Here is a 24759-nt window from a genome sequence, read left to right as displayed (position 1 = left end):
CTACGGTACCGGCATGACGCAGACACGACAGACCCTCGCCGCTTCCCGCCTCTTCACCTCGACCCGCCTCGGCGGCCTGGAACTCCCCAATCGCCTGGTGATGGCCCCGCTGACCCGCAACCGCGCCGGCGCCGACGGGGTGCCGGGGGACCTCATGGCCGCCTACTACGCGCAGCGCGCCTCGGCCGGCCTGATCATCGCCGAGGCCACGACACCGAACGCCGTCGGACAGACCTATCCGCACATCCCGGGGATCCACACCCCGGCGCAGGCCGCCGGGTGGCGGCGGGTCACCGACGCGGTGCGCGCCGCCGGCGGGCGGATGTTCCTCCAGCTCCAGCACGGCGGGCGGATCGGCCACCCCGACACCAGCGGCCACCTCCCGCTCGCGCCGTCCGAGGTCCCGCTCCCGGAGCCGCTGCACACCCCCACCGGGCTCCAGGACCCCGTCACACCGCGCACGATGACGGAGGAGGACATCCGCTCCACCATCGCCGACTTCGCGAGCACAGCCCGCAACGCCGTGGAGGCGGGCTTCGCCGGGGTGGAGGTGCACGCCGCCAACGGCCTCCTGCTCCACCAGTTCCTCGCACCCAACACCAACCTGCGCACCGACGCGTGGGGCGGGCCGGTCGAGGGGCGGATCCGGTTCACCGTCGAGGTGGTCCGGGCCGTCGTCGAGGCCGTCGGCCCCGGGCGGGTCGGCGTACGCGTCTCCCCCGGGGTGGAGGTCAACGGCGTCGAGGAGAGCGACACCGAGGTGCTCTACCCGGCGCTCCTGGCCGCGCTGGCGGAACTGGAGCCCGTCTACCTGCACGTGGAGTACGCCGACCCGGACGGGCCCGGCTTCGCGGAACTGCGCGGGGCCTGGCCCGGCGTCCTGATCGCCAACCCCCGGACCTCCCGCGAGGAACTCGCCGCCGACGCCGGCGGGCGGCGGGGAGAGCGGCTGCTGGCGCGGGGCGCCGACCTCGTCGCCCTGGGGCGCGGCTTCCTGGCCAACCCCGACCTGGTGGAACGGCTGCGCACCGGCGCTCCGCTGAACCCGCTCCGCCCGGAGTTCCTGATGCACGTGCACGGGCCGGAGGGCTACACCGACTATCCGGCGCTCACGGATGCGGCGGAAGCCACCGATGCGGCCGATGCGGCTTAGGGGCGCAGGGAGCGCAGCAGGAGGTCGGCGAGGTGGTCGGCGACCTGGTGCGGGGTGAGCGGGCCGTCCGTGCGGTACCAGGTGGACAGGTGGTGGACGGAGCCGAAGTAGTAGTCCACCACCAGGTCGGCCGGCGTGGCCGTGGAGAACACCCCGGTGCGCTGCCCCTCCTCGACCAGCGCGCGGAAGCGTTCGTGGTAGCGCCGGCGCTCCGCCCGTACCTGCTTGTACTTCTCCGGGCTGAGCTGGTGCATCGACCGGAAGAAGATCATCGCGTCGTCGAGGTTCTCGATCGTGGTGACCACGACGTCGGCGGCGGCGGCCCGCAGCCGCTCGCCGACGGGGGCGTCGGATCCGGCCACGGCGTCGAGCCGCTGCTGCTGGAGGCGCAGCATGCGCGCGTACACCTCGTGCAGCAGGTCGTCCTTGGAACCGAAGTAGTGGTACAGCGCCCCCTTGGTCACCCCGGCCGCCTCGACGATCTCCTGCACGGAGGTGCGGTCGTAGCCGCGCTCGGCGAAGAGCCTGGTGGCGACGGCCAGCAGCCGCTGCGGCACCGGGGTCTCCCGGTTTCCGTCCTCGGGGCCCTCGGTGGTCCTGGCGGCCATGGTGCTCGCCTTCCTCTCCTGATCCTGACCTGTCCCGCGCCGTACGACCGTCCGACGATTTTCAGCCGCGCTCGCGCAGTTCTCGTCGCAGGATCTTGCCACTGGTGGTCTGGGGAAGAACAGGCAGGACCTCGACCTCGCGCGGGTACTTGTACGCGGCCAGGCGCTCGGAGCAGTACGCGGCGAGTTCCGCCGGCCCGGCCGAGGCCCCCGGGCGCAGGGTCACGTAGGCCTTGACGCTCTCCCCCCGGTAGGCGTCGGGGACGCCGACCACGGCCGCCTCCCGTACGGCGGGGTGGGTGTGCAGGACGTCCTCCACCTCCCTCGGCCAGACCTTGAACCCGGAGGCGATGATCACGTCCTTCTTGCGGTCGACCACGTAGAGCCAGCCGTCGGGGTCCATGAAGCCGACGTCCCCGGTGCGCAGTTCGCCGTCCGGGAAGGTTTCGGCGGTGGCCCCGGGCAGGCCCCAGTAGCCGGGCACGACCTGCGGTCCCCGTACGGCGATCTCGCCCGTCCGGCCGAGGGGCACCTCGCGGCCCTGCTCGTCGAGGATCCGTACGAGGGCCTGCGCGCCCGGGACCCCGACGGAGAGGGTGCCGGTGGCGGGGTCGACGGGCGCTTCGAGGTGCGCGGGGACCGAGGCGCAGGGGGCGGTGCACTCGGTGAGGCCGTAGCCGTTGCGCAGGTAGAACCCGAAGGAGGCGCGGAGGCGCTCGACGAGCGCGGGCGGGAGCGGGGCGCCGCCGGAGGAGACCACCTGGAAGGAGGCGAAGTGGTCCCGGGTGGCGTCGGGGTGGGCGGCGAGGGCCGTGAAGGCGGTGGCCGGGCCGATGGTGTACGCGGGCCGGTGTTCGAGGAAGGCGTCGAGGACGGCCCCGGGGTGGAAGCGGTGCGCGAGGACGAGGGTGCCGGCGTTGACGAAGCAGGCGGCGAGCTCGCAGACCATGCCGGTGATGTGGAAGAGCGGGGCGAGGGCGAAGTACCCGGCGCCCTCGGCGAGGGGGTGGCCGGTGACCTGCCGGGTGGCGTTGTAGGTGACCGCGCCGTGCGGGTTGACGGCGCCCTTGGGGGTGCCGGAGGTGCCGGAGGTGTAGCTGATGAGGGCGGCGTCGGCGGCGCCGAGCCCCGGATCGGCCGGCGCGGGGCGGCCCTGCCGGGCGACGGCGAGCAGATCGGCGGGAGCGCCGGGGCCGGCGGGGACGTCGGCGGCGGGGTCGGCGGCGGCGGAGTCGGACGGCGGGAAGACCCGGGGGTCGTCGCGGGTCTGGAAGTCCGTGTCCCGCGCGGTCAGGACGACCCGCACCCGGCTCCCCCGCACCGCCGCGCGCAGGTGCGCCCGCCACGTCCCGCCCACGCACACCAGCGCCGCGGCACCGGAGTCGCGCAGGACGTGCCCGGCCTCCGCGGACTTGTACATCGGGTTGAGCGGGACGACCACCGCCCCGGCCTTCCAGGCGGCCAGCACCGCGAGCACGAAGTGCGGGGTGTTCTGCAGCATGACCGCGACCCGGTCGCCCCGCCCGATCCCCCGCCCGGCCAGGTACCCGGCGAGGGAGTCGGACAGCGCGTCGGCCTCGGCGTAGGAGATCCGGCCATCGAAGTACGCGAGTGCCGTGCGCCCGGGGGCGCGGGCCGCGGCCGCGCGGAACACGTGCAGGACGCTCGGCGGCGGTGCCACGGGGGCCAGCTGGGCGGGACTGAGCCGGCGCAGCCAGGGCCGGGCGGCGTACGGAGACCCGGTGGCGGGGGGCGTCACGAGCCCTCCCACTTCTGCTGGAGGCGGTTCATGGAGTGCAGCCACCGGTCGGGGCCGGTCGCGCGGGCGGCGTAGAAGTCCGCCACCTCGGGGTGCGGGAGGATCAAGAACCGGCCCTTCTCCATGCCGTCGAACAGTGCTTCGGCGACCGTTTCCGGCTCGATCGCGGTCGGCGCCAGGACGAGCTCCCCCGCCGAACCGGACGCGGTCAGCATGTCGGTGCGCACCCCCTGCGGGCAGATGGCGTGGACCTGGACGCCCCGGTGGCGGTAGGTCAGCGAGAGCCATTCCGCGAAGGCGAGGGCACCGTGTTTGGTGACACTGTACGGGGCCGCTCCGATCATGGTCAGCAGTCCTGCGGCGGAGACCGTGGACACGAAGCGGCCGCCGCCCCGCTCCAGCCAGTCGGGCAGCAGGGTCCGGGCGGCGCGCACGTGCGCCATGACGTTGGTGTCCCAGGCCGCCTCCCAGACGGCCTCGTCGGCGAAGGCGTCGCCGCCGGAGGCGAGTCCGGCATTGGCGCAGTACACGTCCACCGTGCCGCCGAGGGCCTCGCGGGCCCGCTCGGCGACCGTGGAGGCGTCGCCGGGGACGGCGACCGCCCGGGGGCCGATGGCGGCCGCCACGGCGGCGGCCTTGACGGGGTCGAGGTCGTTGACGGCCACGGTGGCCCCTTCGGCGGCGAAGCGGTGGGCGAGTGCCGCGCCGATGCCGCCGCCCGCGCCGGTGACGACGACTCGCTGGTCCTGGTACGCGCTCACGGGGGTCACCTTTCGTCACTGCCTGCCGGACCGGCCGGATCCCGGGCAGACTAACCAGTCGGTATGTCAGGGCGGAAGGGGTGCGGGGCCTAGCGTGGCGGGATGACTCTGTCGCGACGCGGGGTGCTGGGACTGGCGGGGGCCATGGGGGCGGCGGGTGCGGTCGTCCCCGCGGGCGCGGCGGCGGGGGCCGCGGCCGGGCGGGTGCGTACCGGTTTCGAGCGGCTCGCCGCCGGCGGATACGCGGAACTCGCCGGGCAGCGGGTCGGGGTGGTCACCAACCCCACCGGGATCACCGCCGACGCCCGCCACCTCGTCGACGTACTGCACGCCGACGAGCGGGTGGACCTGGTGGCGGTGTTCGGGCCGGAGCACGGCTTCCGGGGGACGGCGCAGGCGGGCGGGTCCGAGGCGGCCACCCGGGACCCGGCCACCGGGCTGCCGGTGTACGACACGTACGGCAAGAGCGGGCAGGGGCTCGCGGACGTGTTCACGGCGGCGGGGATCGACACGGTCGTCTTCGACATCCAGGACGTCGGGGCGCGTTTCTACACCTACATCTGGACCCTGTACGACTGCATGCGCGCGGCCGCGCTGGCGGGCAAGGCGGTGGTGGTACTGGACCGGCCCAATCCGGTGGGCGGGCGGCGGGCGGCCGGGCCGGTGCTGGAGCGGGCGTACGCGAGCTTCGTGGGCCGGGAGCCGATCGCGCTGGCGCACGGGATGACGGCGGCGGAGCTGGCCCTGCTCTTCAACGGCGAGTTCCCGGGCGCCGGACGGGTACGGCTGCGGACGGTGCCGATGTCGGGGTGGCGCCGGGAGTCGTTCTTCGGGGCGACGGGGCTGCCGTGGGTGCCGCCGAGCCCGAACATGCCGACCCCGGACACGGCGCTCGCGTACGCGGGGACCTGCCTCTTCGAGGGCACCAACCTGTCCGAGGGCCGGGGTACGACCACGCCCTTCGAGGTGGTCGGCGGGGAGGGCGTGGACCGGCGGTGGGCGGAGGCCGCGAACGGGCTGGGGCTGCCCGGGGTGTGGTTCCGGGAGACCTGGTTCACGCCCGCGTTCTCGAAGCACGCCGGAAGGCTCTGCGGCGGGGTCCGGCTGGTGGTGCACGACCGGGAGGCCTTCGACCCGGTGCGGGCGGGGATCGGGCTGCTGGTGACGGCGCGGCGGGTGTGGAGCGGGTTCGGCTGGCGGGCGGACCACTGGATCGACCGGCTGACCGGCTCGGACCGGGTGCGGACGATGGTGGACGCGGGCGCCGGGGTGGAGGAGATCGCGGGCGCCTGGGAGGCGGGGCTGGCGCGGTTCTCGGCCGTGCGGGAGCGGTACCTGCTGTACCCCTGACGCGGGCGGGGGCTTCCGCACGGACCGGTGACGTCACGGGTCTGGCCGACGCGGCCCCGCGGCGGGATGCTGCGAGCACCGGAGGCTGGGCGGGTGAAGGGGGAGGCCATGGCGGACAGCGGTGGTGCGGCCGGAACGGGGATCGGGGTGGGCCCGTACCGGGAGCTGACCTTCGACGCCCAGGGTGACGTGGATCCGGCCGCCAGGGCGGCGGTGGCCCGGGTCGAGGCGACCGACCTGCTGGTCTTCGCCCACGGCTGGAACAGCGACCGGTCCACCTCGACCAGGCTCTTCGACCGCTTCTTCGCCCCCTTCCCGGGGCTGGTGGGAACAGGGGTGCGGCTGGGGTACGTGGGGGTGGTGTGGCCCTCGATCCGCTTCCCTGACGAGCCGATACCGGACTTCGAACCGCACGGCGCGCTGCCGGGGGCGGAGTCCGGTACGGCGCTGGACGCTGCCGCGCGCGCGGCCCTCGCGGTGTTCTGGCCGGGACGGGAAGCGGAGCTGGACCGGGTCGCCGCGCTGCTCGCGGAGCAGCCGCAGTCGCCGGCGGCGTTTGCCGAATTCGGGTCGCTGGTACGGCAGCTGGTGCACGCCGAGCCGGCGGGCCCGGCCGCCGCGCCGGGGGTTCCGGCCGTTTTCGTACTGGACACCCTGGAGGTGTGCGGGAAGCTGGCCGAGGCTCTGGCCGAGGCGGAATCCGTACCCGGAGCCGACCTCGGCGGCGGGCCGCGCTCCCTGTGGCGCGGGGCCAAGGAGCTGCTGCGCCAGGCCACGTACTACGAGATGAAGAAGCGGGCCGGGGTGGTCGGCGAGCACGGGCTCGGCCCCGTCCTCACCGACCTCGCGGGACGCCGGCCGGCCCTGCGCGTCCATCTGATCGGCCACAGCTTCGGCGCCCGGGTGGTGTCCTTCTCCTTGCGGGCCGTACCGGACGGCGCCCGGCACGTGAAGTCGCTGACGCTGCTCCAGGGGGCCTTCTCCCACTACGCGTTCAGCGACCGCCTGCCCCACGACCGGGGGCGCGGCGGCGCACTCGGCGGACTCCAGCGCAGGGTGGACGGGCCGGTGGTGGCCTGCCACTCCGTCCACGACTCGGCGCTGCGGGTGTTCTATCCGCTGGCCTCCCGGATGGCGGGCGATTCGGCCGGTCTGCTCGGTCTCGACGAGCGGTGGGGCGCGGTCGGGCACGACGGGGTGCGGGCGGTGTCCGGCGCGCGGCGGCTGAGCCTGGAGGCCGCCCTGCGGGACGGGCTGCCGGAGGCCGGTTGCGTCAGTGTGGACGCGGGCTCCGTGGTCCGGCGGGGCGGGGCTCCGTCGGGGGCGCACAGCGACATCTGCCATGCGGAACTCGCCCGGATCGTGGTGGCCGCGGGACGCATGGGGCGCTGATTTCCGGCCATGTGCCACCCGTGCGCCTCGACCGCCCCCGCATGCGCCCACAGCCCGCCGGGCATGTTGGGCACGTCGCGGGGGGTCGCTTCGTTCGACGGAGTGACGCGGTCACGGGTATGGGCAGGGCACGGCGGAGGTGAAGGTACGTTGGCAGGTTTTCGGAGTCTGGCCTATCAGGTGCGCGACGCGCGCAACGACCGGGCCCTGCGGCGCCACTCGCTGCGGCGCTGCCTGGAGCGCTTCGCGCCCTACGGGCACCGGGCGACATGGTGGCACCTGTGCGACCGGCACGGGATAGCCCCGGAGGACCGTGGCGCTGATCCCCTGCGGCTCGTCGCGGCACTGGAGGAGCTGGAGGACGCGCGGGCGGTCTGGCTGGAGTACGAGCGGCAGTTCGCGGAGCGGCGCAGACGCGAGAAGCACGACGGGGTGCGGCGGCCGGAGTGGGCCTGGGGCGGCAGCGGGGACGCCGTGGTGCGGTGCGCCGATCCGGGGGTGCGCCCGGAGGGGACGCTGGGCGAGGTGCTGCGGCGGCTGGTCTCGGCGCTGGAGTCGGAGCCGGGGACGGGGTGCCCGGTCTGCGGCGAGGAGGAGCTGTTCTGGCCCGCCGGGCTGGCGGGGCCGGGGTCGTGGGCCGGGGCGTGGTCGTGGGACGGGCCGGTCTGCGGGGGCTGCGGCATCGTGGTGCCCCGGCCGGCGCTGGCGGGCTCGGCGGTGGTGCACCAGGCGGCGGGCGCGGCGTGAGCGGGCCGCGCGGCGCCGGTGCGGCGGTGCTCCAGGCCGCGTTGAACGGCTCGCGGGACGCGGCCGACGGGGCGGCGGTGCCGCTGTCCCCGGCGGATCTGGCCCGGGCCGCGCTGGAGGCGGTGGCCGCCGGGGCCGGCGAGGTGCTGGTGCACCCGAGGACCCCGTGCGGGCGGGAGAGCCTCTCGCCCCGCGTGGTCGGGCCCCTGCTGGAGGAAGTGCGCGGCGCGGGGGTCCGCGTACCTCTGACGGTTCCGGCGGGTGTCGCGGCCGAGCCGGACGCGTCGGGGCGGCTGGAACGGGTGCGGTCCTGGACGGTGCTGCCGGACCGGGCGGCGGTGCCGTTCGCGGAGCCCGGGGCGCGGGAGCTGGCGCACGCCCTGCTGGAGCGGGGGGTGGCGGTGGACGCGGTGGTGCCGCACGGGGGCGGGGCCGGGCCGGAGCCGCTGGCCCGGTTCCTGGAGTGGGCCGCGCCGGCGCCGGGGCGGGTCCGGCTGGTGGTGGAGCTGGCGGAGGCCGACCCGGCACTGGTGGCGGGCCTGCGCTGGCTGCCGCCGGTGCCGGTGGTGCTGTACGGGCGGGAGGCCGCCGCCTGGCCGGTGCTGCGGCTGGCCGCGCGGTGCGGTGCGGGCGCACGGATCGGCGTGGCGCAGGTGCTGCACCTGCCGGACGGGCGGCCGGCGCGCTCGAACGCCGAACTGGTGGCGGCCGCCCTGGAGTTGCGGGACCGGGCCGCTACTGGGACAGCCGGGAGCCGGTGAGGCGCCCGCCGAAGACGTCGTCCGGGTTGGACAGGGCGCAGTTCTTCAGCGAGAGGCAGCCGCAGCCGATGCAGTCGGACAAGTGGTCGCGCAGACGGCTGAGTTGCTCGATCCGCTGGTCCAGTTCCGTGCGCCAGTTCTCGGACAGGCGCGCCCAGTCCGCCGGTGTGGGGGTGCGCTCCTCCGGCAGTTCGGCCAGGGCCTCGCGGATGCTGGCGAGCGGTATGCCGACGCGCTGGGCGGCGCGTACGAAGGCGACCCGGCGCAGCGCCTCACGGCTGTAGCGGCGCTGGTTGCCGGCGGTGCGGCGGCTGCTGATCAGGCCCTTGGTCTCGTAGAAGTGCAGGGCGGAGACGGCCGCCCCGCTGCGCGCGGACAGCTGGCCGACGGTCAGTTCGTGGACTTTCTCGGGAATCTGCGGCACACGCCCGAGCCTAGCCGGAGGTCCGTTGACAGACGCACCAGGCCCCAGCATGCTGAGCAAGCGCTTATTCGCCTGAGCGCCGGAACCGGGGCCGGAAAAGAGGAACCGGCATCGGTATCGGCACCGGAACCGGAACCGGCAGAGGACTGCGGAAGCCGGCAGTGGACAGCGGAAGACAGGGGCAGGGCATGGCCGAACCGAGGATCTTCACATCCGCCGAGGAGCTGCGCGCCGGCATCGGCGAGACGCTCGGCCCGAGCGGGTGGCTGGAGGTGGACCAGAAGCGGATCGACCTCTTCGCGGACGCGACCGGCGACCACCAGTGGATCCACGTGGACCCGGAGCGCGCCGCCACCGGCCCCTTCGGTTCCACCATCGCGCACGGCTACCTGACGCTGTCGCTGCTGCCGAGCCTGGTGCCGCAGGTCATGCGGGTCGAGGGCATGCGGATGGGCATCAACTACGGCACGGACAAGGTGCGCTTCCCGGCCCCGGTCCCGGTCGGCTCGCGGCTGCGCGCCACAGCCGTCATCACGGCGGTCACCGAGGCGGGCGAGGGCGTACAGGTCGCGGCGACCGTGACCGTCGAGCGCGAGGGCGGCGAGAAGCCGGTGTGCGTCGCGGAGTCGGTGTCCCGCTACTACTTCTGAGCCGTCCCGGGGGCCGGGCGCGCGCCCACCATCCGGAGCACGAGGTCGGCGTACAGCGCTCCGACCTCGTCCGGCGTGCGCGGTCCGGCGGTGCTGAACCAGCGGGCCACGTCGATGCACAGCGACAGCACGGCCAGCGTGGTGCCCGGGACGTCGGGGACGTCGAACTCCCCCGCCCGCACGCCCTCGGCCAGGATCCGGCGCACGGCCGCGTCGCTCAGCCGGCGCAGGGCGACGATCTCGGAACGGTGCTCCGGGGCGAGCGCGTCGAGCTCGTACTGGACCACGCGGGCGGTGGTGTGGTGCGCGGCGTGCCAGCGCACGAAGGACCGTACGGCCGCGTCCAGCCGGTTGGCGGCCGCCCCCGGCCCGGAGGCGGCGGTCTCCAGGATCTCCAGGGCCTTGTCGTGGCCTATCCGGCTGATCCGGTGGAGCAGCTCTTCCTTGGTCTTGTAGTGGATGTAGAGGGCGGCGGGGCTCATACCGGCGCGGCCGGCGATGTCGCGGGTGGTCGTCGCGTGGTACCCGCGCTCCGCGAAGGCTTCGACGGCGGCCACGAGCAGCCGCCGCGCGGCGTCGGGGGTGACCTCCGACCACGGCTGGTAGCCGCCGGTCGTCTCCGCCGCGCTGTCCATCGCTCGCCCACCCTCTTCGTCCACTGGGAAGACGCCAGCTTACCGGAGGGTGAGCAAGCGCTTAGGGCAGTGACCGCTCCGGGGCCGCGGCGCGGGCCTGCTCCGGGGCCGCGTCGCGGGCCTGTTCCGGGCTACTTCGGCGAGAAGGGGTCGTACTCCGCCATGATCTTCTCCATCCGGGCCTGGTCGACCCGGCTGACGATCTGCGTCGCCTCCTGGCGGTCGCGGACGACCTTGGCGAGGGTGAAGGCCGAGGTGGTCAGGTAGAGGACGGCGATGCCGAGGAAGGCCCGGACCCAGCCGTCGACGTCCATGGTGTAGATCCCGATGGCCACGGCTGCGAGGGCGATGCCGAAGGAGGCGACGGCCTGGCCGTAGTACGCCCCCGTGTGCTGCTGCTTGACCGGTGTCTCGTTCATGGGCCCAGGATCGGACGCCGTGACCCGGGCCACATCCGCGCGGGTACTCAGACGGGTACTCAGACCGTCCCCCGCCCTCGGGGCGGTTTCCCTCCAGGACCGGGGTTCAGAAGGCGGAAACCCCGGTGCGGGCCCGGCCGATGAGCAGCTTCTGGATCTGGCTGGTGCCCTCGTAGAGGGTCATGACGCGGGCGTCGCGCAGCAGCTTCCCCGCCGGGTACTCGTCGACGTAGCCGTAGCCGCCGTGCACCTGGAGGGCGTTGCCCGCGGCCCGCACGGCGGCTTCGGATGCGAAGAGCTTCGCGGTGGAGGCCTCGGTGGTGAAGGGCTGCCCGCGGTCGATCAGGTCGGCGACCCGCCAGGTCAGCAGCCGGGCCGCGTCCACGTCGACCGAGATGTCGGCGATCAGCTCCTGGACCAGCTGGTGCCGGGCGATCGGCTTGCCGAACTGCTCGCGCCGGCCCGCGTACGAGACCGCCGCGTCCAGCGCTGCCTGGGCGATGCCGACGCAGCCGGCGGCCACCGACATCCGGCCCTTGGCCAGCGCCGACATGGCCACGGAGAAGCCCTTGCCCTCGGGTCCGAGCATCGCGGAGGCGGGCACGCGGACGCCGTCGAGGGTGAGTTCGGCGGTGGCCTGGCCGCGCAGGCCGAGCTTGCCGCGGACCTCGCGGCGGGTGAGGCCGGGGCTGTCGGCGGGGACGAGGAAGGCGGAGATCCCCCGGTGGCCGGGCGTGCCGGCGTCGGTCCGGGCGAAGAGGAGGACGACGTCGGCCCAGGTGCCGTTGGTGATGAACATCTTGCTGCCGGTGATGGCGTACGCGTCCCCCTCGCGCACGGCGCGGGTGGTGAGGGCGGCCGCGTCGGAGCCGGTGTCGGGCTCGGTCAGGCCGAAGCAGCCGAGCGCGTCACCGGAGCACAGCCGGGGCAGCCAGGCCCGCTTCTGCTCCTCGGTGCCCCAGGCGGCGAGGGTCTTGGCGACGAGGCCGAGGGAGACGGAGACGATGCCGCGCACGGCGGAGTCCCCGCGGCCGAGCTCCTCGGTGACCAGCACGTAGGAGAGGTGGTCCCCGCCGGAGCCGCCGTACTCCTCGGGGACGGTGAGGCCGAGGAAGCCGAGGTCGCCGAGTTTCCTCACGATCGCGCGGTCCACGCTCTCCGCGCGGTCCCACTCGGCGGCGTACGGGACGATCTCGCGGTCGGTGAAGGCGCGGGCGAGGCGGCGCACGGCCTCCTGCTCCTCGCTGAGCTCCAGGTTCACGGGTCCCTCCGGGGCCTGCCGGCCGCTCGCGGCTCTTAAACTAGCAGCGGTAGTTTATGTCGGGGCAGGGCCTACTATGTGGCGCATGGCCAGACCGCGCAAGCCCCTCCTGAGCAGAGACCGCATCGTCGAGGCGGCGGGCGCGCTCGTGGACGCGGAGGGGCTGGACGCGGTCTCGACGCGCCGGCTGGCCGCCGCCCTCGGGGTGAGCGGACCCTCCCTCTACAACCACTTCCGTACCAAGGACGCGATCCTGGACGCGGTGGCGGACGCGGTGAGCGCGAAGGTCGACCTGTCGATGTTCGACGGCGGCAAGGACTGGCGGGGCGCGCTGTACGACTGGGCGCATTCGTACCGGGAGGCCCTGGCGGACCATCCGAACATCGTGCCGGTGCTGGCGCGCGGGCCGGGCCGGCGCCCGGCGGGCCTGCGGCTGGCGGACGCGGTGTTCGGTGCCATGACGGCGGCGGGATGGCCCCCGGCCCACGCGACCCGCATCGGCGCGCTGATGCGGTACTTCATCCTGGGCTCGGCGATGGCCTCCTTCGCCCGGGGTTTCGTGGACGACGAGGCGGCGTACGACCCGGCGGACTACCCGCACCTGGGCCAGGCCCATCTGCTGGCGGAACGGCAGCGGGAGGTGGACGAGGGCGCTTTCGAAACGGGCCTGACGGCCCTGCTGGACGGCCTGACCGTCCAGTACGAGGGGCTGCGGGCGGGGGCGCCGCGGATGTAGGGGGCGGCGGCCCAGGGTGGCCCGCCCCCGGGCGGGCCCGCCCGGGGGCCGCGCGTCGGCGCGGTCCCCCGAGGCGGGCGGCTAGAACACCACCAGCGAGCGGCCGCCCTTGCCCTCGGTCATCGCGTCGAAGGCGGCCGGGATGCCGTCGAGGGTGATGCGGTCGGTGACCATGGAGCCCAGGTCGAGGCGGCCGGCCCGGACGTGTCCGGCGATGACCGGGAGGTCGCGGGCCGGGTCGCTGTTGCCGTACACGCAGCCGCTGAGGCTGCGCGCGAAGTGGAAGATCTCCAGCGCGTGGAAGCTCACCTGCTGGTCCTTGCCTCCGATGCCGACGACGGTGGTGCGGCCGCCCCGGCGGGTGGACTCCCAGGCGGCGCGGATGGTCCCGGCCCGGCCCACGCACTCGACGGCGACGTCCGCGCCCTGCCCGCCGGTGAGAGCGCGGATCTGCTTGGCGGTCGTGTCCGAGGCGAGCAGGAAGTCGGTGGCCCCGGCCGCGCGGGCCAGTTCCTCCTTCGCCGGGGAGACGTCGACGGCCACGATCGGCCCGGCCTGGGCGATCCGGGCGGCCTGGAGGGCCGCGAGGCCGACCCCGCCGACGCCGAACACCGCCACCGACTCGCCCGGGCGGACCTGGGCGCTGTGGTGCACGGCGCCGTAGCCGGTCAGGACGGCACAGCCGAGCAGGGCGGCCTCGGCGAGCGGGATCCCGGCGGGCGCGGGCAGCACGCAGTTCGCCGCGACGACGGTCTCCTCGGCGAAGGCGGCGACGTTGAGCCCGGGGTGCAGTTCGGTGCCCTCGGCGTCATGGGCGTACACCGCGCCGACCCCGGCCAGGGCCTTGGCGCAGAGCCAGACCTCGCCGATCCGGCAGTGGTGGCACTCCCCACACGAGGGAGCCCAGTTGAGCACCACCCCGTCGCCCGGGGAGACGTGGGTGACCCCTTCGCCGACGGCGAGGACCGTCCCCGCGCCCTCGTGGCCGAGGACGGCGGGGACGGGCACCCGCATGGTGCCGTCGGTGAGGGAGAGGTCGGAGTGGCAGACCCCGGCGGCGGCGAGCCGCACCCGGACCTGCCCGGGTCCGGGATCGGGCAGCACGATCTCCCGTATCTCCAGCGGGGCTCCGACAGCGGGCAGGATGGCGGCGCGGACCATGGTCGTCGTCTCCGTGTGGTGAGGCTGCTGGGGGTGGTGGGGCTGCTGGGACCTGGGGGCCGGGGGGTCAGAACTGGAGGGACTTGGTCTGGAGGTACTCTCCCAGGCCGTGCGCGCCCAGCTCGCGGCCGATGCCCGACTGCTTGTAGCCGCCGAAGGGCGCGAGCACGTTGAAGCGGCCGCCGTTGATGTCCACCTGGCCGGTGTCCATCCGGCGGGCGAACGCCACGGCCGTCTCCTCGTCCGCCGCCCACACCGCGCCGCCCAGGCCGTAGACCGTCCCGTTGGCGATGCGCAGGGCGTCGTCGTGGTCCTCGTAGGGGAGGATCGCCAGCACCGGGCCGAAGATCTCCTCCTGGGCGATGGTCATGTCGGGGGTGACGTCCGCGAAGACGGTCGGCGCGACGAAGTACCCGCGCTCGTGGGGCGCGTCGAGTCCGCCCGCGACGAGACGCGCGCCTTCCGCGACGCCCTTGGCGATGTAGGAGCGGACGCGGTCGCGCTGAGTGGCGTTGACGACCGGCCCGAGGCGGGTGCCCCGGTCGCGGGGGTCGCCCGAGGGGTAGGAGGCGACGGCGGCGGCCGCGAGGGCGACGGCCTCCTCGTACTGGTCCCGGTGGACGAGCATGCGGGTGAGGGCGTTGCAGCTCTGGCCGGAGTTGTTCATGACGTGCCCGACGCCGGCCTTGACCGCCTTGGCCAGATCGGCCCCGGGCAGGATGACGTTCGCCGACTTGCCGCCCAGCTCGAGGGCGACGCGCTTGACGGCCGCGCCGGCGATGGCGCCGATCTTCCTGCCGACGGCGGTCGAGCCGGTGAAGGAGACGAGGTCGACTCCGTCGTGCTCGGCCAGTGCCTGGCCGGCGACCGGGCCGGTGCCGGTGACCAGGTTGAAGACTCCGGCCGGGATGCCCGCCTCGTGCAAGGCTTCGGCGAAGAGCTGTGCGGTCAGCGGGGTGTCCTCGGCCGGCTTGAGGACGATGGTGCAGCCGGCGGCGAGAGCGGGTGCCACCTTGGCAACGACCTGGTGCAGGGGATAGTTCCAGGGCGTGATGGCCCCGACCACGCCGACCGGCTCGAGGAACACGGTGGAGTTCCCGACGCGCTCCTCGAAGGCGTGGGAGGCGCCGAGTTCGGCGTACGAGGAGGCCACCGCGATGGGCGCGCCGACGTGGACGGCCTCCGCGAAGCCGAGGGGGGAGCCCAGCTCGGCGGTGATGGTCTCGGCGAACTCGTCCTTGCGCGCGACGAGCACGTCGCGCAGGGCGCCTATGAGGGCGGCCCGCTCGGCCGGAGCCGTGGCCGCCCAGCCGGGGAAGGCCGCGCGGGCCGCGCGTACGGCCGCGTCCACGTCCTCGGCGGTACCGGCCGGGACGGCGGCGATGACCTGCTCGTCGGCCGGGTTGACTACCTCGATCCGGCCGGCTCCGGCGGCGGGCCGCCATTCCCCGCCGATGTACATCCCGTCATGGGCCTTCATGGCATTCCTCCCGAGCACGTCCGAACGCATGGACCGACTTCGCCAGCACACCCTACAAACTAGCGCCGGTAGTTTTCGGTCGGCCGGGGCCCGGAGGTCAGATGATGCCGAAAAGCATCCCCGCGCCCAGGACCACGAGGGAGGTGAGGGCCGCCCATTTCACCGTGAACCGGGTGTGGTCGCCGAACTCGACCCTGGCCATGCCGACGAGGACGTAGACCGCCGGAACCAGCGGACTGGACATGTGCAGGGCCTGGCCGACCAGGGAGGCCCGGGCGATCTCGAGCGGGGAGACCCCGTGGGCGGCGCCCGCCTCGGCCAGCACCGGCAGGACGCCGAAGTAGAAGCCGTCGTTCGACATGAAGTAGGTGAGGGGCAGGCTCAGCAGACCGGTGACCAGGGCCATGTGCGGGCCCATGCCCTCGGGGATGGCGCCGACGAGCCAGTCGGCCATGTGCTTGACCATGCCGGTTCCGGTGAGGACGCCGGTGAAGACGGCGGCGGCGAAGACCATGCCGGCGACGTTGAGGACGTTGTCCGCGTGGGCGGCGATCCGGGCCTTCTGGTCCGGCATGTGGGGGAAGTTCACCGTGAGGGCGAGGGCCGCGCCGAGCAGGAAGAGGACCGGGATGGGCAGCAGCTCCATGATCATCGCGGTGAGCAGGGCGACGGTGAGGCCCGCGTTGAACCAGTAGAGGCGGGGGCGCAGGGTCGGGCGCTCGGGGTCCAGGCCCTGGAAGCCGTCGCCGTCGGGCAGGGCGGCGCCCGCTCCGGGGCCCGCGGCGGCGGCCACCGGACCGGACTCGGAGCCCGCCGCGCCGGAGGTACGGGGGCTCGCGCCGGAGGCCGGGGCGGAGCCGGCGGTACGGGTGCCCGCGGCGGGCTCCGCGGCGCCGGGACCGGCCGTCACCAGGTCCTCCTCCACGGTCTCCGTGCCCGGCATCACCAGGGTGCCGATCCGGCGGCGCTCCCTGACGCCGAGGACGTACGACAGGACGAAGACGAACAGCAGGCCGACGGCGAGCGCCGGGATCATCGGGACGAAGACGTCCGCCGCGTCGAGCTTGAGCGCGGTGGCGGCGCGGGCGGTGGGGCCGCCCCAGGGCAGGGTGTTCATCACGCCGTTGGCGGTCGCGGCGACGCCGGTCATGACGACCAGGCTCAGGCCGAGCCGCTTGTAGAGCGGGTACATGGCCGAAACCGTGATCATGAAGGTGGTCGATCCGTCGCCGTCGAGGGAGACGATCGCGGCGAGTACGGCCGTACCGACCACCACCCGCACGGGGTCGGCCTTGCAGAAGCGCAGGATGCCCCGGACGATCGGGTCGAAGAGGCCGACGTCGATCATCACGCCGAAGTAGACGATGGCGAACATCAGCATGGCGGCGGTGGGGGCGAGCTTGCCGACGCCGTCGATGACGTAGTCCCCCAGGTGCGCGCCCTTTCCGGCGAACACGCAGAAGAGCGCGGGGATGAGGACGAGCGCCGCGATGGGCGACATTTTCTTCAGCATGATCAGGACCAGGAAGGTCGCGATCATGGCGAAGCCGAGGAAGGTCAGCATGCAGGGAAGGTAGGTGCCGCCTCCTTGCGCCAACAAGACGTCCGCGCGTGAGCAATACGAGCAAAACCCCAGCTCAGGGCAGGGGTGCCAGGGTGACGGGGAAGCCGTTGAGCACCGCGGTGCCCGACAGCGGGTCGAGGCGGGTGCCGTCGAGCAGCTGGTTCACGTTGACCCCCGGGTCGGCCCCGGCCACCGTGAGCCGGGTGCCCGGCCGGTCGTGGCCCCAGCCGTGCGGGAGGCTGACCACACCCGGGCGGACGGCGTCGGTGACCTCCACCGGCACCTCCAGGCCGCCTCCGTCCGCGGCGATCCGGGCCCGGCCGCCGTCGGCCAGGCCGAGCCGGTCCGCGTCCAGCGGATGGACGTGGAGGGTGCAGCGGTTGGAACCTCCGACCAGGGCCGGGACGTTGTGCAGCCAGCTGTTGTTGGACCGCAGGTGGCGGCGGCCCACGAGCACCATGGCGGCGGGGCGGGCGGCGAGCGCCCCGCGCAGCCTGGGGAGCTCGGCCGCGATCGGCTCCGGGAGCAGCTCGATCCTGCCGCTGCGGGTCCGGAGCAGGCCCGGGAGCCGGGGGCGCAGCGGGCCCAGGTCGATGCCGTGCGGGTGGGCCAGGAGCCGCTCCAGGGTGAGCCCGGCCTCCTCGGGCGTGCCCGCGCGGGGCCGCGTACCGTCGTCGGCGCCGCCGCCGGGGCGGACGGCGGCGCCGAACAGGTCGCCGTACGGGCCCAGCCTGAGCATCAGGTCGAGTCGGCGCTCCGGGCCGGTTTCGCCGGTGAGGAGAGCGGCCAGGCGCCGCGGGTCCTCGCCGTACAGGGGGGAGCGCCGGTCGGCGGTCTCCTTGGCGAGGGCGCCCTGGATCGCCATGTCGTCGACGGCGGACGGCTGGGCGGAGCCGTGCATGCCCGAGACGGCCAGGACGAGGCGGGCGTGGATCTCGCACTCGTCGAGCCGGTCCGCTTCGAGGGGGACGGCGGGCCGGGTGTAGCGGACCTGGTTGCGGACGGCGAACCCGTTGAAGGCGAAGTCGTGGTGCGCGCTCTGCGAGGGCGGCGGCGGGGGCAGGACGACGTCGGCGTGGCGCGAGGTCTCGTTGAGGTACGGGTCGACGCTGACCATGAAGTCGAGCCCGGCGAGGGCGGCGTCGAGCCGCCGGCCGTCGGGGGCGGACAGCACCGGATTGGCCGCGATGGCGATCAGGGCGCGGATGCGCCCCTCCCCCGGGGTGTCGATCTCCTCGGCCAGGGCGGCGGTGGGCAGTTCGCTCTTGGCCTCGGGGTGCCCGCTGACCCGGCTGCGCCAGCGGCCGAGGGCGAACCCCCTGCCGGGCCCGGCGGGACGGGGCCGCGGACCGGCCGCCGGGAGTGGGAAGAGGGCTCCGCCCGGGCGGTCGAGGTTGCCGGTGAGGATGTTCAGTACGTCCACCAGCCAGCTGGCGAGCGTCCCGTACTCGACGGTGCAGCTGCCGATCCGCCCGTAGACGGCGGCGGTCGGCGCGGCCGCCAGATCCCGGGCGAGGGCGCGGATCGTGTCGGCCGGCAGGTCGCAGGCGGGGGCGACCGCCTCAGGAGTGAAACTCCCGAGGGCGTCGGTGAGTTCCCGTAGCCCTTCGGTGTGTTCCGTCAGCGATCCGGGGTCGGTGAGCTTCTCGGTGAGCAGGGTGTGGGCGAGCGCGGCGAGGAGCAGCGCGTCGCTGCCCGGGCGGGGTGCGAGGTGGCGGTCGGCGAGCCGGGCGGTGCGGGTCCGGCGCGGGTCGACGACGACGAGCGTGCCGCCGCGGGCCCGCAGGGCCTTGAGCCTGCCGGGGAAGTCGGGGGCGGTGCACAGGGAGCCGTTGGACTCGACCGGGTTGGCGCCGATCAGCAGGAGGAAGTCGGTGCGGTCGAGGTCGGGAACGGGGATGGCGAAGGGGTCGCCGAACAGCAGCCCGCTGGAGACGTGCTTGGGCATCTGGTCGAGGGTGCTGGCGGTGAAGAGGTTGCGGGTGCCGACGGCGTTGACGAGGAGCGGCGGGTAGAGGGCGCCGGCCATGGTGTGGACGTTGGGGTTGCCGAGCACGATGGCGACGGCCTGGGCGCCGTGCTCGCGGACGAGGGCGGGGACGGCGGCGGCGATGGTCTCGTAGGCCTCTTCCCAGGTGGCCTCCCGCAGCTGCCCGTCGCGGCGGACGAGGGGGGTGCGCAGCCGGTCGGGGTCGGCGTCGAGGGCTCCGAAGGCGGCGCCCTTGGGGCAGACGAAGCCGCGGCTGAAGACGTCGTCGCGGTCGCCGCGGGCTCCGGTGACGGTGGTGCCCTCGATGGTGAGGGTGAGGCCGCAGGTGGCTTCGCAGAGGGGGCAGATGCGCGGGGCGGTGCGGGGCATGGGCCCTCCTCGGGGCGGCAGGCTGCGGCGCGGGAGCGGACCGGCGCCCCGCCGTGCGGCACGGACGCGGCAGGCGTGGAGCGGTACGCGTCGGACGGGGGTGGGGCGGGCGGCGCACCGAGCATACCGACCGGTAGGCACGCTGGGGAGGGGGTCGGGACCGCGCGTTCGCGCCCGCGGCCCGCCCTGCGCTCGGGGAGCTCGTACGCGGGGTGTCAGTCCAGGACCCGGGCCAGGTAGGCGTGCATCATGGCGCGGGTCTCGGCCACGATGCCGGCGTCCCCGGCCGGATCGGCCCGGAAGGCCAGCTGGACCAGTGCGTCCGTCGCCTCGACGGCCACCAGGACCGCCCGGGACAGTTCCGGGCCGGGGGCGAGCCCGAGGTGGGCGCACAGGAGCCCGGTCAGACGGGCGGCGACCAGGTCGTTGGGGTCGGAGGCGGGGCCGTCGGCGGGCGGGGCGGGCACCCCGAAGTCGACGAGGGCGAAGCCGGGGACGCTCCGCTTCATGGCGAGGTACTCGTCCAGCACGGCGTCGACGACGGGCCGCCAGTGGGTGGCCGGAAGCAGGGCGAGCCGCCGCTGGATGCCCTCGGCGTACTGCTCGAGGTTGCGCTGGGCGAGGGCGACGGCCATGGCCCTCTTGTTCCCGAAGAAGCGGTAGACCGAGCCGATGGGCACGCCGGCGCGCAGGGCGACGGCGCGGGTGCTGAGGTTCTCGTAGCCGGTCTCGTCGAGGAGTTCCGCGCAGGCGTCGAGGATCCGGGCGAGGCGGTCGGCGCTGCGCTGCTGGACCGGGGTCCTGCGCAGGGGGTGGGCGGGAGGCACGGGGTCCATCATGCCGCTCCTGGCTCGCGGGTCCAGCGGTGCGGGCGCGGTCCTCAGTTCAGCAGGAGCGTCAGGCCGCCGATCGTGTACGTGATCATCAGCGCCAGCAGCGGCAGTTGGCCCGCCACCGCCCTGTCCGGCGGGAAGAGGCGTACGGACCGGTCGTGGGCGGCGATCACACCGAGTACGTGGCCGACGACGACGGCGATCACCTGGAGGGCGGCGAGGCCGCCTGGACCCAAGGGGGGACTGGGATCGGGGGCGTTGTCAGTGCCGAGTGCCATGCTTACTGTGCGTGGTCCTTCGGTGACGAGGAGGGAGAAGTAATGGGCGGTGAGATAGCCGAGGGCGATCGGCACGAGTGAGTGCGCGAAGGCGGTCAGCGGTCGCGGGTGAGGACCGCTGACGAGGCGGGTGGCCGCGGCGCACAGGCAGTACAGGGTGGCGACGAGGGCGATGGAGGCGAGCAGTCCGAGCGTGGCCGTGGGGGTGCGGCCGAGAGGGGAGGTCTGAAGGGTGTCGATCCAGGAGGGGTTGTCGGAGTAGCCGTCGTAGGCGGTGGAGCCGAGCAGGACGCAGACGGTGGCGACGAGTCCGGGCCGCTCGGGTGTCGCGTCGAGTCCGTGGAAGGGGTTGCGCAGGACCAGGCGGCCGTCGCTGCGGCGGCCGAGGGGTGAGAGCCGGGCCAGGAGGCCGGAGTAGACCTCGAAGGCGTCGGCCTCGGTGAACCAGCTCTCGCCGAAGCGGGCGGCGAGCAGCAGGTGGGTGGCGGTGTAGGCGGTGAGGGCGCACAGGAGGGTGGTGGTGGACGCGGGATCGGGAGCGACGAGTTCGAGCCAGGTGAAGCCGAACAGTCCGGCGGCGGCCGGCCATTGGCCGGCGCGGGGCGGCAGGGGACGGCCGGCCCCGGGCTGCCGGCGCCGGGCCCGGGAGAGCAGGAGGTGCAGGGTGCGCAGCGGGTTGAGGAGGCGCCAGACGGGGCCGAGGAGAAGGGAGGCGGGCACGATCCCGACCCACAGCAGGACGTAGACGGCGCCGGGAGCGGGGTTTCGGCCGGGGTCGTCGGGACCGAGGAGGAGGTGGAGGAGTACGGCGAGGGCCGCGGCGAGACCGAGCCCGCGCAGGGCGGTGCGGGTGGCCGGCGCGTCGGCCACCCGCTGGAGCCCGGCGGGCAGGGCGAGGCCGGAGCGGTCGCCGCGGAAGCGGGAGGCGGACCACAGGAGGCCGAGTGCGAGGAAGGAGACGAAGAGCGCAGCGAAGGCTCCGGCGAAGGCGTAGAAGGGGGAGATCGGCAGATCGTGCTGGGATCCGATCCCGTGCGCGAGCAGGGTCGACGGGTCGGCCGGGTGAAGGACCACGCCCTGGGCCGGCCCGGGGCCCGGCTGCGCGGCGGGCCATCCGGGGGCTGCCGCGGCGCGGGCCGGGAGGGCGGCGACGGTGAGGGCCGGTCCGGCTCCGGCGGTGGCCGCGCCGAGCGGGACCAGGGCGGCCAGGGGGCTCATCGGACGAGGAGCTGGGTCAGGACGAGCCGGGACTCGTGGGTCTCGACCTCGAAGAGGCCCGTGCGGTCGGCCGTCAGGACCAGGGTGGCCTCCTGGCCTGCGGGCAGGGCGAGTTCCTCGTCGTAGCCGTGGACGTGCAGGGTGTCGGCGCGGTCGCTGGTGACGCGCAGGGCGAGGCGCTCGCCTCGTTTCAGCTCGGTGCGGCCGGTGGCGGGCACCACCTTCCCGTCCCGGACGGCGAGGGTGACGGTCCGGTCGGCCGCCGGGGCCGGCCGGGTCGCCGGTGCGCCGGCCGGCGGGGATGCGGGGTGGCTGTGGGTTCCCTGGCCCGGGGGGCCCGCGGTCAGTGTCACCGCCGCCTCGACCGGCTTGCCGGCCACGGCCCAGGCGGTGTGGTCGTCAGCGTACAGGCGGACGGTCAGGGTGTGCGCGCCCTCGGGCACCTGCGCCGCGGGCAGGTGGAACCAGGGGCCGTACACCCGGGCCAGATTGCGGCCGTCGAGCTCCAGGTGGGCGTGGCCGGCGCCGGTGAGCGCGGCGCCGCCGACGCTGTCGGGGGTGAAGCGGAAGCGGGAGACGGCCAGTTGGAGGTTCCAGCCGTCCTCCGGGTCGGGGCGGGCCGTGAGCTTGACCTCGGGTGCGCCCTGGGCCGGGACCTCGCGCAGGCGGTGGCCGCCGCCGTCCTGGGTGTCGAGCAGGGTGCCGGCGCTGCCGGAGGCCTGTTCGTGGGTGGTGCCGGGTTTGTGGTGGGTGGTGGCCCGGCCTCCGCAGCCCGTCGCCGCACCGCCCGCGAGCAGCAGGAGCAGGGCCGCCAGCCCCGCCGTGCGGGCGGAGCGCCGCTGCGTGCGGGTGCGGGGGGCGGGCGTCGGGCACGCGTCGCACCGGATGCGGGTCTGTGCGGGGACGGTCACTGCGGGCCTCCGGTCATGGGGCGGGCCGGCCTGGGCGGGAGCGGGGTGGTTATGCGGTGCTGCCGTCGGGGCGGGGGGCGGGGGCGGGGAGGTCGGCGGGGCCGCTCAGGGCCGGTGCGGGGCCCGCCGGGGCCGGGGCACGGTCCCCTGCCGGGCCGTCACCGGGGCCGGCGGGACGGGCCGGTGCGCTCGGGCCCGGGCGGGCCGACGCGACGACCGTCCACAGCACCCACACCACCGCGACCAGGGCCCGTACCCAGGCGGGGCTCAGCGGGATCCACGGGATCATCAGCACGGCCTTGTCGAAGGCGTCCAGCAGGGTCAGGGCGCCCAGGAGCAGGGTGAGGCGCGCCAGCCAGGGGCGTTCGGGGCGCAGCGCCAGGCCGGCACCGGTCCACCACAGGCCGAGCAGGAACAGGGCCAGCGCCGGGACGAGGGTGTCCACCAGGGGCATCGTGGAGCCGGCCACGTCCAGGGCCAGGCCGGCCAGCCCCAGCAGCGAGGCCACCGTGCCCGTCCGGGAGCCGCGCAGCCTGCGCCACCACAGGGCGCCGCCGACCAGCAGCAGCACCGCCGCCACCGCCACGGCGATCTGGGTCTCGACCCGTTCCAGGCCACGGGCGCCGTACCAGTCGCAGCCCGCCGGGAGCTTGCGGGCCTGGACGCTGTAGTCGGCGCAGACCATCAGCTGGGTGAGCTTCACCGGTTCGCCCACCAGCCGGGCCGCGGATCCGCTGACCTGTCCGCGCTCCTTGCCGCACTGCGGGAGCGTGCCGGGCGTGGAGCCGTCCGGGCCGTCCTGCCAGCAGTTCCCCCGGCCCTGGCCGTCCCACCACACGTCGGTGCCGTTGGGACGGGAGGCCCCGGACCTGTCCTTGCCGAGGACGTTGCCCGCGTACCGGTTGTGGTGGGAGGTGTCGGTCTGCTTGGACCACCGCTCCTCACCGCGGATGAAGGCCGGTACGGCGCTGAGGAAGAAGCCCGCGCGCCGGTGCCCGTACACCCAGTTGCCCTCGTAGAGGTTCCAGTTGCCCCCGGCGGTGATGATGCCGGTGCCGGGCGGCATGGAGATCTGCGGGCAGACCACGCCCTGCTCGTAGCCGCGTTCGGCGGGCGGTTTGGCGCAGGTGCCGTCGGCGACGTAGCGGTAGTAGTCGGCGTTGTTGTCGTGGATCAGGTTGCGTTCGAAGCGGGCGTGGTTCTGGGGGAGCCCGGGGTGTCCGGGGAAGGCGCTGTCCATCGAGGCGCCGCCCATGTTCTGGTCGAACTCGTTGTCGTGGACCCACACCGAGTCCCCGGCGGTGCCGGAGTAGCCGACCATGTTGTGGTGGCTGCGGCAGCCGGTGATCTCGATGGAGTAGCGGGGCACGTCGTAGCCGCGGCCGTCGTTGATGTCGGAGGCGCTGCCGGGGTAGATGCCCGAGTCCCCGTTGCCGTAGGACTCGCAGTTCTTGTAGAGGCCGTGGTCGCTGGCGAAGGTCAGGAAGCCGTACTCGTCGTTCCAGCGGGTCAGGACGTCGTCGATGACGAAGCCGTCGCCGGCGAGTACGTACAGGGCGTTGAAGGTGGTGCGCTGCGCGGTGAAGTTGCGGAAGTAGATCCCGTTGGACCGGTCGGCGCGGATGGCGTTCAGCTTCTGGTACTTGGCGTCGATGACGACGTCCGTGCGGGTGGCGCCCGTGCCCTCGATCTGGAGGTTCGTCTTGCCGAGGATGGCGACGAGGTTCTGGTTGTGCCGGCACTTCTCCTGCTGCTCGTACGACAGGATCTGGTAGCCGAGGGCGGAGTTGGGGGCCTTGAGCCGCGCGCACTCCCCCGTCGGCCCGGGCAGTGAGGGCTCCTCCTCGTAGAGGCCGGGCAGGACCGCGATGTTCATCCCGGGCCGGTCGACGGCGTCGACGGCCTCCTGGAGGTGGCGGTAGCCGCTCTTCTCGCAGCGTTCGTAGAGGTCGAGGTTGCGCTGCCGGAGTTCCTGCGGGAAGCCGGCCACGCGGCGTTCGAAGTCGGGCCGGCCGGTCTTGCAGACCAGCAGGTCGGGCTCGGCGGCGCGGTACGCGGGGACGGATCCGGTGCCGTCGGGGAAGGCGACGGGGCGCTCCTCGTGCGCGCGGGCGGCGGGCGCGGCGGCGAGGAGTGACAGGAGGGCGAGGAGGGCGGCGAGGAGCGCCGCCGGCACGGCAGGGAACCTGCGGGTCCACGACATGCGCGAGAGAGTAGAGCAATGTTCATCTTTTGGGATCCCCCCGCGCACGATCCCGTGGCGCCGGTCCCGCGCACCCCGCCCGGAGGGGGTTCCTGC

The 24759-nt window shown here is 74.4% G+C and carries 22 protein-coding genes; 7 read left to right on the top strand and 15 right to left on the bottom strand.

Going from position 1 to position 24759, the window contains the following annotated elements:
* The first annotated feature begins 13 nt into the window (after positions 1 to 13).
* A complete protein-coding gene (locus tag ACFY7H_RS28280) occupies positions 14 to 1153 on the top strand; it encodes an alkene reductase (RefSeq protein WP_388943508.1) in 1140 nt (379 codons plus the stop codon).
* On the opposite strand, the gene ACFY7H_RS28275 is transcribed toward ACFY7H_RS28280, so the two are convergent.
* The 3 genes from ACFY7H_RS28275 to ACFY7H_RS28265 form a co-directional block, all read right to left on the bottom strand.
* Complete coding sequence (locus ACFY7H_RS28275) at positions 1150 to 1761, bottom strand: TetR/AcrR family transcriptional regulator (RefSeq protein WP_388943506.1); 612 nt, start codon at positions 1759 to 1761, stop codon at positions 1150 to 1152. The two genes, ACFY7H_RS28280 and ACFY7H_RS28275, sit on opposite strands and share 4 nt — an antisense overlap.
* Before the next feature lie 61 nt (positions 1762 to 1822).
* Positions 1823 to 3520, bottom strand: a complete 1698-nt coding sequence (locus ACFY7H_RS28270; RefSeq protein ID WP_388943504.1) for a class I adenylate-forming enzyme family protein — start codon at positions 3518 to 3520, stop codon at positions 1823 to 1825.
* Complete coding sequence (locus ACFY7H_RS28265; protein WP_388943501.1) at positions 3517 to 4290, bottom strand: SDR family oxidoreductase; 774 nt, start codon at positions 4288 to 4290, stop codon at positions 3517 to 3519. Before ACFY7H_RS28265 ends, ACFY7H_RS28270 begins: the two co-directional genes overlap by 4 nt.
* Before the next feature lie 93 nt (positions 4291 to 4383).
* Here ACFY7H_RS28265 and ACFY7H_RS28260 point away from each other — a divergent pair, with 93 nt between their 5' ends.
* The 4 genes from ACFY7H_RS28260 to ACFY7H_RS28245 all read left to right on the top strand — a co-directional run bounded on the left by ACFY7H_RS28260 (position 4384) and on the right by ACFY7H_RS28245 (position 8531).
* Positions 4384 to 5631, top strand: coding sequence for an exo-beta-N-acetylmuramidase NamZ domain-containing protein (locus ACFY7H_RS28260; RefSeq protein WP_388943498.1), 1248 nt, complete (start codon positions 4384 to 4386; stop codon positions 5629 to 5631).
* A gap of 108 nt (positions 5632 to 5739) precedes the next feature.
* Positions 5740 to 7023 carry a serine-threonine protein kinase gene (locus tag ACFY7H_RS28255; protein WP_388943495.1) on the top strand — a complete coding sequence of 428 codons (1284 nt, stop codon included), beginning with the start codon at positions 5740 to 5742 and terminating at the stop codon, positions 7021 to 7023.
* Between the two features lie 150 nt (positions 7024 to 7173).
* Positions 7174 to 7770, top strand: a complete 597-nt coding sequence (locus tag ACFY7H_RS28250; protein ID WP_388943492.1) for a hypothetical protein — start codon at positions 7174 to 7176, stop codon at positions 7768 to 7770.
* Entirely contained in the window at positions 7767 to 8531 is a 765-nt protein-coding gene (locus tag ACFY7H_RS28245; protein ID WP_388943490.1) for a 3-keto-5-aminohexanoate cleavage protein, read from the top strand. The genes ACFY7H_RS28250 and ACFY7H_RS28245 overlap by 4 nt, the downstream gene beginning before the upstream one ends.
* On the opposite strand, the gene soxR is transcribed toward ACFY7H_RS28245, so the two are convergent.
* Positions 8506 to 8955, bottom strand: a complete 450-nt coding sequence (gene soxR / locus ACFY7H_RS28240; protein WP_388943488.1) for a redox-sensitive transcriptional activator SoxR — start codon at positions 8953 to 8955, stop codon at positions 8506 to 8508. The genes ACFY7H_RS28245 and soxR overlap by 26 nt on opposite strands.
* A gap of 188 nt (positions 8956 to 9143) precedes the next feature.
* On the opposite strand from soxR, the gene ACFY7H_RS28235 reads away from it, so the two are divergent.
* Positions 9144 to 9605: a MaoC family dehydratase gene (locus ACFY7H_RS28235; RefSeq protein WP_388943486.1), complete on the top strand. Its 462-nt coding sequence runs from the start codon at positions 9144 to 9146 to the stop codon at positions 9603 to 9605.
* Here ACFY7H_RS28235 and ACFY7H_RS28230 read toward each other — a convergent pair.
* The 3 genes from ACFY7H_RS28230 to ACFY7H_RS28220 all read right to left on the bottom strand — a co-directional run bounded on the left by ACFY7H_RS28230 (position 9596) and on the right by ACFY7H_RS28220 (position 11920).
* On the bottom strand, positions 9596 to 10240 hold the full coding sequence (locus tag ACFY7H_RS28230; protein ID WP_388943484.1) for a TetR/AcrR family transcriptional regulator: 645 nt from the start codon (positions 10238 to 10240) through the stop codon (positions 9596 to 9598). The genes ACFY7H_RS28235 and ACFY7H_RS28230 overlap by 10 nt on opposite strands.
* A gap of 131 nt (positions 10241 to 10371) precedes the next feature.
* On the bottom strand, positions 10372 to 10659 hold the full coding sequence (locus ACFY7H_RS28225) for a YiaA/YiaB family inner membrane protein (protein WP_388943481.1): 288 nt from the start codon (positions 10657 to 10659) through the stop codon (positions 10372 to 10374).
* 106 nt (positions 10660 to 10765) lie between these two features.
* The gene (locus ACFY7H_RS28220) at positions 10766 to 11920 is read right to left on the bottom strand and encodes an acyl-CoA dehydrogenase family protein (protein WP_388943479.1); all 1155 of its coding nucleotides are present in this window, start codon (positions 11918 to 11920) and stop codon (positions 10766 to 10768) included.
* 85 nt (positions 11921 to 12005) lie between these two features.
* On the opposite strand from ACFY7H_RS28220, the gene ACFY7H_RS28215 reads away from it, so the two are divergent.
* Complete coding sequence (locus ACFY7H_RS28215) at positions 12006 to 12656, top strand: TetR/AcrR family transcriptional regulator (RefSeq protein WP_388943476.1); 651 nt, start codon at positions 12006 to 12008, stop codon at positions 12654 to 12656.
* An 81-nt stretch (positions 12657 to 12737) separates the two neighbouring features.
* On the opposite strand, the gene ACFY7H_RS28210 is transcribed toward ACFY7H_RS28215, so the two are convergent.
* The 8 genes from ACFY7H_RS28210 to ACFY7H_RS28175 form a co-directional block, all read right to left on the bottom strand.
* Positions 12738 to 13817: a Zn-dependent alcohol dehydrogenase gene (locus ACFY7H_RS28210; protein ID WP_388943473.1), complete on the bottom strand. Its 1080-nt coding sequence runs from the start codon at positions 13815 to 13817 to the stop codon at positions 12738 to 12740.
* A gap of 67 nt (positions 13818 to 13884) precedes the next feature.
* Positions 13885 to 15297 carry an aldehyde dehydrogenase family protein gene (locus tag ACFY7H_RS28205; RefSeq protein WP_388943470.1) on the bottom strand — a complete coding sequence of 471 codons (1413 nt, stop codon included), beginning with the start codon at positions 15295 to 15297 and terminating at the stop codon, positions 13885 to 13887.
* Between the two features lie 97 nt (positions 15298 to 15394).
* Positions 15395 to 16861 carry a CitMHS family transporter gene (locus ACFY7H_RS28200; protein ID WP_388943467.1) on the bottom strand — a complete coding sequence of 489 codons (1467 nt, stop codon included), beginning with the start codon at positions 16859 to 16861 and terminating at the stop codon, positions 15395 to 15397.
* Between the two features lie 73 nt (positions 16862 to 16934).
* Positions 16935 to 19220 (bottom strand): molybdopterin oxidoreductase family protein, encoded by a 2286-nt coding sequence (locus ACFY7H_RS28195; protein ID WP_388943464.1) that lies wholly within the window; start codon positions 19218 to 19220, stop codon positions 16935 to 16937.
* Positions 19221 to 19435: 215 nt separating this feature from the next.
* The gene (locus ACFY7H_RS28190; protein ID WP_388943461.1) at positions 19436 to 20056 is read right to left on the bottom strand and encodes a TetR family transcriptional regulator; all 621 of its coding nucleotides are present in this window, start codon (positions 20054 to 20056) and stop codon (positions 19436 to 19438) included.
* Between the two features lie 44 nt (positions 20057 to 20100).
* Positions 20101 to 21405, bottom strand: a complete 1305-nt coding sequence (locus ACFY7H_RS28185) for a hypothetical protein (RefSeq protein ID WP_388943607.1) — start codon at positions 21403 to 21405, stop codon at positions 20101 to 20103.
* Positions 21406 to 21545: 140 nt separating this feature from the next.
* A complete protein-coding gene (locus tag ACFY7H_RS28180) occupies positions 21546 to 22364 on the bottom strand; it encodes a hypothetical protein (protein ID WP_388943605.1) in 819 nt (272 codons plus the stop codon).
* 145 nt (positions 22365 to 22509) lie between these two features.
* Positions 22510 to 24663 (bottom strand): right-handed parallel beta-helix repeat-containing protein, encoded by a 2154-nt coding sequence (locus ACFY7H_RS28175; RefSeq protein WP_388943458.1) that lies wholly within the window; start codon positions 24661 to 24663, stop codon positions 22510 to 22512.
* Positions 24664 to 24759 lie beyond the last annotated feature (96 nt).

Source organism: Streptomyces sp. NPDC012794, from assembly GCF_042901085.1.
GTDB lineage: Bacteria > Actinomycetota > Actinomycetes > Streptomycetales > Streptomycetaceae > Streptomyces.
Note: the sequence above shows the minus strand (reverse complement) of the source record. Positions and strands in the feature narration are given on the sequence as shown.